This is a genomic window from Flavobacteriaceae bacterium, from assembly GCA_003443635.1.
Classification (GTDB): domain Bacteria; phylum Bacteroidota; class Bacteroidia; order Flavobacteriales; family Flavobacteriaceae; genus AU392.
In genome coordinates this window covers 27,796-40,581 of the sequence record CP031964.1, presented here as the reverse complement: position 1 = coordinate 40,581, position 12,786 = coordinate 27,796, and the positions used below count along the sequence as shown (strand labels likewise).

At 26.9% G+C, this 12,786-nt stretch carries 13 protein-coding genes and 1 pseudogene; 13 read left to right on the top strand and 1 reads right to left on the bottom strand.

The window, feature by feature from the left end; genetic code table 11:
- The first annotated feature begins 7 nt into the window (after positions 1-7).
- Together yaiO and D1817_00115 are read left to right on the top strand one after the other, a co-directional pair.
- The gene (gene yaiO / locus D1817_00120; protein AXT18325.1) at positions 8-1,264 is read left to right on the top strand and encodes a YaiO family outer membrane beta-barrel protein; all 1,257 of its coding nucleotides are present in this window, start codon (positions 8-10) and stop codon (positions 1,262-1,264) included.
- A 25-nt stretch (positions 1,265-1,289) separates the two neighbouring features.
- Positions 1,290-1,838 carry a methyltransferase domain-containing protein gene (locus tag D1817_00115; GenBank protein AXT18324.1) on the top strand — a complete coding sequence of 183 codons (549 nt, stop codon included), beginning with the start codon at positions 1,290-1,292 and terminating at the stop codon, positions 1,836-1,838.
- 18 nt (positions 1,839-1,856) lie between these two features.
- On the opposite strand, the pseudogene D1817_00110 reads toward D1817_00115, so the two are convergent.
- Positions 1,857-2,043: pseudogene (locus D1817_00110) on the bottom strand (LytTR family transcriptional regulator).
- Positions 2,044-2,253: 210 nt separating this feature from the next.
- Here D1817_00110 and D1817_00105 point away from each other — a divergent pair.
- The 11 genes from D1817_00105 to D1817_00055 all read left to right on the top strand — a co-directional run bounded on the left by D1817_00105 (position 2,254) and on the right by D1817_00055 (position 12,786).
- Positions 2,254-3,243: an alpha/beta hydrolase gene (locus tag D1817_00105; GenBank protein AXT18323.1), complete on the top strand. Its 990-nt coding sequence runs from the start codon at positions 2,254-2,256 to the stop codon at positions 3,241-3,243.
- A gap of 61 nt (positions 3,244-3,304) precedes the next feature.
- On the top strand, positions 3,305-3,982 hold the full coding sequence (locus D1817_00100; GenBank protein ID AXT18322.1) for a DNA-binding response regulator: 678 nt from the start codon (positions 3,305-3,307) through the stop codon (positions 3,980-3,982).
- A 166-nt stretch (positions 3,983-4,148) separates the two neighbouring features.
- Positions 4,149-5,414 (top strand): hypothetical protein, encoded by a 1,266-nt coding sequence (locus D1817_00095; protein ID AXT18321.1) that lies wholly within the window; start codon positions 4,149-4,151, stop codon positions 5,412-5,414.
- The gene (locus tag D1817_00090) at positions 5,392-5,745 is read left to right on the top strand and encodes a hypothetical protein (protein AXT18320.1); all 354 of its coding nucleotides are present in this window, start codon (positions 5,392-5,394) and stop codon (positions 5,743-5,745) included. Before D1817_00095 ends, D1817_00090 begins: the two co-directional genes overlap by 23 nt.
- Before the next feature lie 49 nt (positions 5,746-5,794).
- Positions 5,795-6,211: a hypothetical protein gene (locus tag D1817_00085; protein AXT18319.1), complete on the top strand. Its 417-nt coding sequence runs from the start codon at positions 5,795-5,797 to the stop codon at positions 6,209-6,211.
- Positions 6,201-7,325 (top strand): type II secretion system F family protein, encoded by a 1,125-nt coding sequence (locus tag D1817_00080; protein ID AXT18318.1) that lies wholly within the window; start codon positions 6,201-6,203, stop codon positions 7,323-7,325. The genes D1817_00085 and D1817_00080 overlap by 11 nt, the downstream gene beginning before the upstream one ends.
- 17 nt (positions 7,326-7,342) lie before the next feature.
- Complete coding sequence (locus tag D1817_00075; protein ID AXT18317.1) at positions 7,343-7,771, top strand: type II secretion system protein; 429 nt, start codon at positions 7,343-7,345, stop codon at positions 7,769-7,771.
- 5 nt (positions 7,772-7,776) lie between these two features.
- On the top strand, positions 7,777-8,256 hold the full coding sequence (locus D1817_00070; GenBank protein ID AXT18316.1) for a hypothetical protein: 480 nt from the start codon (positions 7,777-7,779) through the stop codon (positions 8,254-8,256).
- A complete protein-coding gene (locus tag D1817_00065; protein AXT18315.1) occupies positions 8,257-9,666 on the top strand; it encodes a type II/IV secretion system protein in 1,410 nt (469 codons plus the stop codon).
- A gap of 4 nt (positions 9,667-9,670) precedes the next feature.
- A complete protein-coding gene (locus tag D1817_00060) occupies positions 9,671-11,602 on the top strand; it encodes a type II and III secretion system protein (protein AXT21188.1) in 1,932 nt (643 codons plus the stop codon).
- The gene (locus D1817_00055) at positions 11,602-12,786 is read left to right on the top strand and encodes a hypothetical protein (protein ID AXT18314.1); all 1,185 of its coding nucleotides are present in this window, start codon (positions 11,602-11,604) and stop codon (positions 12,784-12,786) included. The genes D1817_00060 and D1817_00055 overlap by 1 nt, the downstream gene beginning before the upstream one ends.

Genomic DNA, 12,786 nt, shown 5'->3' with positions numbered 1-12,786 from the left:
TAATATTATGAATAAACAATACTTCATATTACTTTTTTTTATAAGTTTTAATTTGTTTGGGCAGGAAACTACTTTTAAAGGAGATCCGGATAAAGCGTTTGAAAAAGCTAGAGAATTAGCCTTTAATAAACAACGCAAGCAAGCTCAGGATACTTTATTACTGATTTTAACAAAATATCCAAATTACCATGATATTCGTGCTTTTTTAGCAACCACATATTCTTGGGATGGTGCCTATAAAAAAGCCAGAAAAGAATTTAATTATGTATTAAAAAATGTTACAGGGCGATTAGATATTTGGGAAGCCGCAATTAGAAATGAGTTGTGGAGTGAAACCCCATTTAATGCATTAGAAATGACAAAGAATGCGTTAAAGCAACTTCCTGATGATCCAGAACTTTTATATTTAAAAGCAAGTGCAGAAGATCAATCTAATAATAAAGAAGAAGCATTGCTAACCCTTAAAAAAATATTGAAAACTCATCCTGATCATGAAAAAGCCAAATCGTATAGGTTAAGTTTAATTGATAAGCTTAGTCGTAATGTGGTTGGATTAAGAGCTTCTGTCGATATTTATTCAGAAGTATTTGATCCGCAGCAGTTTTATTTGTTAAAATATGTACGACAAACAAAATATGGTAGTATTCATAGTAAGCTTAATGTAAGCAGGCGATTTGAAGCTACTGGAGCTCAGTTTGAGGTAGATTTATATCCAAGAATAGCTAATGGGTTATACGCGTACCTTAATTTTGGAGTATCAAATTCGTTTTTATATCCAGATTTTAGATTTGGTGCAGAATTACATAAATCCTTGCCTTTAAGTTTAGAGGTTTCTCTTGGACTTAGATCACTAAAGTTTACTGAAACAACTAATATTTATACAGCATCTTTAGGTTGGTATACAGGAAATAGCTATTGGTCTTTTCGAACCTTTATAACTCCTGGAGATTTTGGATCGAGCAAATCAGGAAGATTGGCTTACAGAAGGTATAGAAGTGATGCAAATAATTATTTAAGTATTGAGGGTGGAGTAGGATTTTCACCAGACCTTTCGATTATCAGATTTGATTTTGGAGGAAATGAAACAGAAATTATAGATTTGCAATCTCAAACATTAAATTTAGGATACTTTTTCACTTCTTCAAATAATAGAAATCTTTGGGGAATTCAGGCAGGAGTATCTCATCAAGAAATTAGCTTTGATCCGGGATCATTTTTCTGGATTTATTCATTTACGCTATCTTGGGATTTAAAATTTAGATAAAAAATAAGAATACAATAAAAAAATAATGAATCAGAAAATTGCAACTTCAATCGCGTTTGCCAAGAATTTTTTAGTTACTGGAGCAATAACTGAAACAAGCAGGTATGTAGAAATTGAAATTTGTAAACACCTTCCAAAAGGAGAAGATAAAATTATTGTAGAGTTTGGTGTTGGTCACGGAAATATTACTCGAGAGATATTAGACAATATATCTGCCACATCCAAAGTATATGCCTTTGAAGTTAATAAAGATTTTTGTGAGCATGTAAAAAATACAATTACAGATACTAGATTAATTGTTATTAATGATAGCGCCCATCGTGTAAAACAATATATAAAAGCTCCTGTTGATATTGTAATATCTTCAATTCCTTTTTCGTTTTTTAATAAAGAAAAAGGAAAGGTTATTTTAGAAGACACCTATGAACTCTTAAATGATAACGCTTATTTTAGTCAAGTTTCATATTCGAGATCCAATCTTAAAAAGTTTCAAAAAGTATTTGAGAACTGCGATACGGCTATCAATAAGAAAAACAGAATTGAGCAAGTTTGTCATTGTAAAAAATGCGTATAAAGCTTGATGTCTCTAAAATTAAATAGTGTGAAATAACTTAAAAACAACATCTTTATAAGTTTTACTTATAGGAATCTTTTTCTCACCTACAAAAAGCATATTCCCTTCAAATCCATTAACCGAGTTAATATTAATAATATAACTTCTATGTACTCTAAAAAATTGATCTTTAGGTAAATGAGATTCTATTTTTTTTTAATACCATAGAATAAGCAATTTTTTCAGATTTTGTACTTACGGTACAATAATTATTATCAGCTTTTAAAACTCTCTTTCAGAAGTTTTTTAGTAAAAAACCATTATTATTTTGATTTTAAAAAGAGTTAATATTTTTATTTAATTAAGACTTTTAGTACTATAAAACTGATTATAAAATCACTATTTTAGTATTTTATAAATATACTTTAAATGCGCTATGATATTCAAATCATATAAGTCAATCTATCTTTCAGTTTTCTTCTTAACGCTTATGTTAATGAACTGTGGTTCGAAAGAGAAAAAAAACCTTGAGAAAAAAGTGAAAATTATTGCTAAAAAAGGATTTATTAAAACATCAGACAGCTTAAATATTTTTTATAAAATTGAAGGTAGTGGTAAGGACACATTGGTAGTTATTCATGGTGGTCCTGGTATGGATAGTGAATATATGGTTGCAGATTTTAAACCTTTAGCTAAAAAATACACACTACTTTATTACGATCAGAGAGGAGGTGGGCAATCAAGCTTACCTGAAAACACAGATAAACTACATATTAACAATCATATTAGTGATCTAGAAACACTTCGTCAATTTTTTGAGCTTGACAAATTAAATTTAATAGCACATTCTTTTGGTCCTATGGTTGCTGCACAATATGCAATAAAATACCCAAATAAAGTATCTAAGATGGTGTTTCTAGGCCCGGTACCACCAATGCAAGGTGATTTTTCTACAAGATATGGTGTAAATCTTGCAAATCGATTATCTATAGAAGAGCAACAGCAAATGGCTGGCTTTTTTCAAGAACTAATTCAGGGGGAAGATAATATAATCAAAGTATGTAAAGAGTATTGGAATATTGCTTTAAAACCAAGATTAGCAGAAGGGTTACCTGTATCAATTGTAAAAGGAGATTGTTGTACGGCACCACCAGAAGCAATTAAATTTGGTATGCAAGTTACTAATAGCGCAACCTTTACGTCCTTAGGTAATTGGGATTTACGACCTGCGTTAAAAAATCTAAACATTACTACGTTAATATTACATGGCAAGCAAGAAGCTATTCCCATGGATATGGTAGAAGAATGGGAAACGACTATGCCTAATGCAAAATTAATTAAAGTTCCAAAAGCAGGGCATTTTGTTTATGTTGAACAACCAGATATTGTTTGGCCAGCTATAGAAACTTTTTTAAGTTTTGATTAGTTATTTAAGATTAATGTTTAATAAATATAGAAATATTCATTTTTGATAAATTTTTTAAATTATGACTAAACTATACAATGTTTTAATTATTGATGATCACCCATTAATTGTCGATAGTTACAAAAATGCATTATTAGATCTAAGCTCTAATAATGAGACAATAGAATTTAAAATTGATACAGCAGATAATTGTGATTCTGCTTATATGAAAATAAAAGAAATCCCAAAAAATAACCCAATTGATATTATCTTTCTCGATATAAAATTACCTCATTCAAAAGATCGAAAAATCCTTAGTGGTGAAGATTTAGGAATTAAAATAAGACAACTATTGCCAGATATAAAAATAGTGGTGTCAACTACCTACAATGATAATTATAGAGTTAACAGTATTTTTAAAAGTATTGATCCAGATGGGTTTTTGGTTAAGAGCGATTTAAACCCAGAAATATTAAAGCTAGCAATTCAAACAATTATAAAATCACCTCCATTTTATAGTAGAACTGTAGTGCAACTAATGCGTAAATTAACTTCTAACGATTTTTTATTAGATGCGATAGATAGAAAAATATTATATGAATTATCACATGGTGCTAAAATGAGTGAGTTACCAAATATATTACCATTATCTATAGCGGCAATAGAAAGAAGAAAGAGGATATTAAAAGAAGTGTTTAATGTTGTTGGAAAAGGAGATAGAAACTTATTTAAAATTGCTGAAGAAAAAGGATTTATTTAAACTCACAAATTTTAAAATATCGATATACACAAAAAAAGTAAGGAATCCCCTTGCTTTTTTTGTGTATATACCTTAATTCATTTACAACCTTAACCTTTAGATTAGAATATTAATTATTTATCTGTTTTTAATAGGCAAATAATTAAAAATTGAAGATCTAAAATTAATGCAAAAGCAATATTTTAAGAAGTTTGTAGAAGAAGCAAAATTTAAAGCTTCTTCTTTGATTAATGCAATTTTTACTTGCCTTATTATTTCTGTTTTCAGTGGGTGCTTAGTATTAATCTCTCATTATCATAATGCACTTAACAATAATCTTTTTTCTCAAGAGGAGTTAATTAACAATAACAATTCATCATTCAATTATATTCTTAATAATTCACAAGAAAAATCATATAATGAATTAGAAAGGTTGAATGTATTTAATAATGAAAAGAACACATATTGGAAAAAAATAAAATGGGGGTTTTACGATATAATAATATGTAAAACAATTTTTAAAAACGATACGATTTTAAAAACTGCTTTAATTGGTGAAAAATCACATGTTAAAAACAAATTAGCATTGTATTTAACAGATTATAATAAACCTTTAAAGTTATCAGGGAAAACAGAAATATTAGGAGATCTTAAAATCCCTTATGGCCAAACTGAACAATCGTATATCAATAATAATTTAGGGAATTCAATAAAAATAAAAGGGAATGAATTAAAATCTACTAAAAAGATACCTAAAATAAAAAAGGACATCATTTTTGATATTTCTAACCTACCCCATATACCTTTAAATAATATAAAAAAGGATGCTGCTATTATTAATGAATTTGATAAAGAACCAAAAGTAATTGATCTCTCTAATTATAATGCATTTAATAATATTACTTGTAAAGGTAATATTGTTTTGACTTCTTCAAAAACCCTAGAAATTGATAGTTCGACAAGATTAAATGATGTATTAATAATTGCACCTAAAGTGCGAATTAAATCTGATTTTAAAGGAAATATTCAGATTATAGCTAAAGAAGAAGTAATTGTTGAAGAAAATGTTTTTCTTCAGTATCCCTCAAGTATCTATATTAAAAATGATATAGATTCTGTATCTGTTATTATAAAAGAGAATGCAAAATTAATAGGAGGAATTGTAATAGACGGAAATATTTATACATCGTCACTAAAACGATCGTTGAGTATTGAAAAAAATGCAACGATTGTAGGTGAAGTTTACTGTTATGGCAAAACACAATTGAAAGGAAAAATTATTGGAACTATTTATACAGATCGTTTTTTTTTAAAGAATGAATCTTCCAGTTATGAAAATGTAATATTAAATGGATCAATAAATAGAGATAGTTTGCCTGGAAATTTTATTGAGTTAGCACTATTTGAAAACCCTTTTGATAAAAAAAAGTATGAAGTTATTAAAGAGTTTTAAAAAACTAAAAGCTTCTTCATTAGCAGAATCTGTAATCGCAATTGCAATAATTTCTATATGTGCTTTAGTGGGATTAACAGTGTATTTAAATGTTATGGAACAAAACAAAAGCACCAGATATTATAATGCAAAACATAAAGTCGAATTATTAACTAAAGAGAGTATCGAACTACAGAGTTATGATAATGATTTTTTAGAATATAATGATTATACAATAACTAAAACAGCTAGAATTAACAAATTGGAACAATCTATAGTATTAGTATTTACTATAAAAACAGGAAATAAAACATACAAAATAAATAAACTAATTCCTTATAATGAAAAATAGACAATTAAAGGCATTTACAATCTTGGAAGCTCTGATAAGCTTAATGCTTATGAGTATTATTATAACACTTTCGTATGTGCTATTTAATTTAGTAGGGAAACAAATATATCTTTTTGAAAAAGAAAATATCACTGAAATGCAATATAACTTATTTAATACAACAATTATTAATGATATTGAAGCTTCACATAATTTTAATGTAGAAGAAAATCAACTCATTCTAGAGTATTATGATGACAGAATAATAAATTATAAAATAGAAGAAAATTATGTGTTAAGAAAAAATAAAGTAAAGACAGATACATTTAAAATAGGTGTTGTAGATGTTAAACATATTAAAAATAATGAGTTAAATCAAACCTTTCAGCTAAACATAAAATTATTAAAGGATACTATTCATGCAAATTATTTTTTAAATAAAAATATCTCTAATGTTATAAACAATATTTCTTTTAATGAAGATTGATACTGGGATATATAATGCACAAATAAAGAAAAGAGGATCTTTAAAACTAAACGTTGATGTTTCAGCGTCAATTTTAAATAGATTTTCAGATAAGCAGAAAGAAGATTTTTATAGAGAGTTTTCTACACTCATAAAATCTGGAGTAGATTTTAATCAAGCTTTAACCATTTTAACAGATCAACAAAAATCTAAATTCATTAAATCTATATATAAAATTATTAACGACAATGTCGTTAAAGGAAAAGCACTTCACGAAACCTTGAAAAATCATAAGTATTTCTCTCCTTATGAATATTATAGTATAAAAATTGGAGAAGATACAAGGCGATTACCAGATATTCTTGATCAATTACAAAAGTTTTTTACAAGAAAAATTAAAATGAAACGACAAGTTATTTCTGTATTAGCTTATCCTGTATTTGTGTTACTTATCACTTTTGTCGTGTTATATTTTATGCTAAACTATGTTGTTCCGATGTTTTCATCTGTATTTCTACAATTTGGTAAAGATCTTCCAGAAATTACTCAGTTTGTAGTAAATGTTTCTAATAATTTTAATGCGATAGCTTTAATTGTCCTTGGAATTACTATATCAATATTTGTAATACACAAATTGCTTAAACAAAACTCTAGATATAGAAGCTTAACATCTACAATACTATTAAAGACGCCCTATTTTGGCAAACTGATTAAGAAGATTTATTTAGCTAGATTTTGTCAATCTTTTAGCCTTTTATTATCTGCGAAAACCCCTTTAATTACATCTTTAGAATTGGTTGAAAAAATGATTTCATTTTACCCATTAAAAACAGCTATTTCTACAACAAAAAAAGATGTCTTAAAAGGGGAAACATTAGCAGATAGCTTAAAAAAACACTCTTTTTTTACTCCTAAAATTATTTCATTAACTACAATAGGTGAACAAATTAATGAACTAGATATGATGTATGATGGCCTTGCAAATCAATACAATGAAGAAATAGATCATTCTACTAAAATGATAGGAACGATTTTAGAGCCAATAATGATTGTTTTAATTGGAGGAATTGTCGGTTTTATTATGATTGCAATGTATTCTCCAATTTTTAATCTAAGTAAAATACTTGAGAATTAATCAAAAAAATATAACAAATGTATAAAGAACAATTAAAACAGAACAAAAAGAAATATTATTTAAAAGCATATTCTTTATCAGAAATACTAATTGTATTATGTATAATAGGTATTCTTATTTATCTAGTAGTACCTAATCAAACATCAATCGTAACAAGTGCTAAATCTATCGAAGCTCAAAATATGTTGAGTATGATACATGGCTTAGAGAAGAGTCATTTTTATCGTCATTCAAAATATACAAACAATTTTGAGGACCTAGGCTTTGAGCATGCTCCAACAATTGATAAAGGTGGTCAAGCAGTATATAAAATTGAAATTATAGAAGCTTCACTAAATACATTTAAAGCTACAGCTACATCAATTCAAGATTTTGATGGAGATGGTGTTTATAATACTTGGCAAATAGATCAAGATCGCATATTAAAAGAAATTATAAAAGATTGATTTTAATGTTAGATTTTTCATACTTTTTTTTAATAGGGGTTTTGTACATTATTTTTTATCAAGACATAAAAAATAGGGAAATACATGTTATTCTACCAATACTAATTTTTAGTTTATCACTAGTAGTAAACTACTTTTCAATAGATTTAAATTTTAATTCTATCTTATATAATGTTGCTTTTATTTTAATAAATACTATTGGCTTAATATTATATTTTTCGTTAAAAGCAAGAGAATTTACTAACCCTATAGATAAATCAATAGGTTTAGGAGATTTGATCTTTCTTTTAGGGATTACACCATTATTTAATTTTAAAGCATTCGTTCTATTTTTTATTCTAGGCCTTATATTCTCATTAATATTATATGGAACTACAAGAGTATTTAAAAAAACATTTACAATTCCTTTAGCAGGGTATCTGTCAATATTCCTCATCATAAATGTTATTATAAAAAATGTATTCAATATTAATGTTCCTTATTAAATGAGACTAAATAATCTAAATCATATAAATTTAAGTATTGATTTACAACAATCTATTAGTTCAGATATCGCTAATCATTTTTTAATTATACCTAAAGAAATCACAGATGATATGAGTGCTTTTTTTCTTGATCAAGAAAAAGATTTAGAAAAAATGGTAATTCAAGAAGAGTTAAAGCTCATTTTTAATAAAGCTATAAACCTCGAAATTGTAGATTCTTCAATTATAAAAAAAACATTATCAATCTACTATCGAAAAAATGAGACAAAACCTAAGTTAGTTACTTATGGAAACGATTTTTTAGAAGACTTAATATTCGAAGCTAAAGATATTAAAGCGAGTGATATACATATCGAAATATATGAGGATGATGTAAGAGTGAGATTAAGAATTGATGGTCAACTTATAGAAAAAAATCACATTAAGAAAGACAATTATTTAGAGTTAATCAATCAAATTAAAATTAAATCAAATTTAGATATCACAGAAAAAAGACTCCCTCAAGACGGAAGAATAGAATATGATGATTTTGATATAAGAGTTTCTATTTTGCCAACACATCATGGCGAAAAAGTAGTGATGAGGTTATTAGGAAGAGATGCTTCCCATTTAGATATTAACCAACTGGGTTTTGAAGAAAAAGATGTATCACTATATCTAGAAGCAATAAAAAAAACAAATGGTATTGTTCTAATAAGTGGGCCTACCGGCTCAGGGAAAACAACAACTTTATATGCAACTCTAAAATACTTAAATAATATTAAGAGAAATATTGTAACGGTTGAAGATCCAATTGAATATACTTTAAAAGGGATTAACCAAGTGCAATTAAAGGAAAACATTGGACTGACATTTACATCTGCATTACGTTCTTTTTTAAGACAAGATCCAGATATTATTATGCTAGGTGAAATACGAGATGCAAAAACTGCACAAATGGCTATTAGGGCTTCTTTAACAGGGCATTTGGTGTTGTCTACCATACACACTAATTCTGCAATAGGCACTATTTCTAGATTAATTGATATGGATGTACCATCTTTTTTAATTGCAGAAACAATAAATATATCTGTTGCACAGCGATTGGTAAGAGTATTATGTGAGATATGTAAAAAAGAAGAAAAATTTAATAGTAATGATTTACCTAAATCTTTTAATAAAGAAATCGCTATAAATACGCATTATGTTGCTAATGGGTGTGATCGTTGTTATTATACGGGGTATAGAGGGAGGAAAGCTATTTATGAAATACTACCAATTACCAATGAAGTGATTAATGCTATAAAAAATAACTCATTAGAGAAATTAGATGTTATTAAAAGTAAAACACTTGCGGATAAAGCATTCAATTTATTTTTAAAAGGCTCAACTTCTTTAGATGAAATTTACTCAATACTTATTAATTCGTAAATTTATGATATATAAGATTCTAATAATATCAGTATGCTTTTTAATGTTTAATATAAGCTTTTCACAATCTCCTGCTAATATTAAAACATTTACAGAAAAAATAGATGAGCTTGCAAAAACTAAAAAAGGATTAGAAGATAATGTTAGAATTGATTTAACAGGACTAACACTTTATGATTTTATTAATGCATTAGCAGATGAACATCAATTAAATGTGAGTGTAGATATTAAATTAAATCAACTAGTTACAAGTAATTTTTATGATGTTAATATTAAAGATGTATTTCTGTTTTTAATCCAAAAACATCAGTTAGAAGTAGATGTGGTAAACAATATTTTAGTATTCAATAAAAAACAAGAAATACCAATTGTAAAAAAACCAGAACCATTAAAACAAATTGATGTTAACTATAATGATCAAAATAAATTTTTATCTGTTAAACTAAAAAATGACTCTTTGCCAAGAGTTGCACAAGCTATTACTGATATATCTAAAAAGAATGTCGTATTGTCCCCGAGTATAAAAGGAGAAAAAATATCTGCATATATACTTAATAGGCCATTTGATCAAGTAATGGAAATGATCGCTAAATCTAATAATTTAATATTAACTAAAGATGAGAATGATAATTATTATTTAGACAAAGCTATTCTTGAGGAAAACCCAAAACCTTCACCTAAACCGAATACTAATAGAAGAAATCGTACTCAAACTAGAAATACAAATAATCCGGTCGAAAATGCTGGATTTCAAATTAAAATTAATCCTCAGGGATACATAAATGTAAAAGCTTTTGAAGCAGATGCTTCTCAAATGATTATTGAGGCTGCAGATAAATTAAATATTAATTTCATTATGTATGACACTCCAGAAGGTGTAAGTACAACATTAAATGCTAATGAAATAAGTTTTGATGAGCTTTTAAATCATCTTTTTGAAGGAGAAAATTACACATATAAAATAATAGATAACTCATACTTAATTGGAGAACATACTACTGAAGGGTTGAGAGAAACAGAGTTAGTACAATTAGAAAATAGAACAATAGAAACAGTATTGGGTACACTCCCAGCCAAATTAATAGAAAACCTTGAGATTAAAGAATTTATTGAACTTAATGGTTTTGTAGTTTCTGGTTCAAGAACTCGTATTCAGGAATTTAAAGATTATATCTATGAAATTGATATTGTAGTACCGGTAATTCAAATAGAAGTGATTATTGTTCAATATCAAAAATCATATCAAATTCAAACAGGAATCCGAGCTGGAATAGATGATCAACAAAGAACAACTTCTGGTGTTCTTTTCCCTACATCAGATGTAAATCTCAACTCTACTTCTGTAAATAGTTTAATTGATGCTTTTAATGGACTGGGGATATTTAAAATTGGGAAAGTTACAGAACAGTTTTATTTGAACTTACAGGCAATGGAAAATAATTCGCTCATTAAATTATCATCAACCCCTAAGTTAGTTACATTAAATGGTCATGAAGCTACTTCATCAATAGGAGAAACTAGTTATTATTTTGAACAGAATAATAGATTAATTAATTCTGGTGTAAATAATAATATTTTACAATCTGGAGTTTGGAGGCCAACAGAAGCAAACTTGAGTTTAAATATTAAACCTCTTGTTTCTAAAGGTGATAATGTAACACTTACAATTTATGTTGAAAGAAGTTCATTTTTAGGAAGAGTGGCAGAAACTGCGCCCCCAGGAAAAGCAACTCAAAAGTTTGAAACTGTCATCAGTGTCAAAAACAATGAAATGATTTTGTTGGGTGGTTTAGATGAGTTAGAAAATGAGAATACGGGAACAGGGACCCCTTTTTTATCTAGAGTACCAGTTCTCAAATGGCTTTTTAGTAGTCGCTCAAAAAGAAAAGAAAAATCAAAGCTTCACATTTTTATAAAACCTACAGTAATTTATTAATGGTAGCGAAATTAAAAAACATATTAAATGATAATAATAGATATTATGTGTTGGGAATATCTAATAGAAATGGTGTTTCAGAATATCAATTAATACAAATTTTATTTATAAATAATGAGTTAAAAATTGAAAATCGTAAATTTTCAACTACGATTGATGAAAAATTTAAAGAACATTTAAAAAAAGATTACCCTTTAATTTTACATATTGAAGGTGATAATATTATAAATAAAACTGTTGATAATAAGCCCGGCTATAGAAAAAATATAGTTTTTAAAGCCAATTTAGATGATTTTCATTTTTTTGAGTATTCTCAAGAAGAAACAGTTTTTGTTTCTGTTGCACGAAAACAGTTTATAGATAATTTAATAAAAGAACTAACACATGTAAACTGTTATGTAATTCATCTTTCGTTAGGGCCTTTTGTTATGGCAAATTTATTGCCAATGATAAAAAATTATTCTAATATTTCTTCATCTAATTATACAATAGAGATTGATTCAAATAAAATAATATCATTTAAAAATCAATCCTCTTCACAAAAAGAATATATTCTTAATAATGAGATTTTAAACCAATACGAGATTCCTTTAATGGCTTCATTTTTAGATTATAAATTCTCTAATGAAAATATAGAATTTGATATTGATTTTTTAAAAGAAAATGAAAATGAGTTTAAATTTAAAAAGAGATTCAAAATTGCAGGAATTTTTATGCTTGCATTTTTTATAATAACACTTTTTACAAGTCATATTTTATTAGACCATTATCAAAAGTCTTTAACAGAGAAAAAATCTGAATATGCTATTTCACAACAGACAATTATACAGATTAATGAATTAAAAGAAGAAAAAATATTAAAAGAGAAGATTTTACAAACTAATGGAGTTAATCATAAGAGGTTTATAACAAAATATATATCAGACATAGGAAACACCATCCATAAAAACATTGCATTAAAATCAATTGACATTATTCCGTTGATTAAAAAGATTAGGCGTGATGAAAAAATAAATTTTGATTTTGATGTTATTAATATTTCAGGAGAAACATCGAATGATAAAGCATTTAATGCTTGGGTGAAGAACTTGAAAGAACTCTTATGGGTTGAAAGATTAGATATTATAGAATATTCACAAGAAACTGAAGTAATGAATTCATTTATAATAAAAATTCAAATTTAA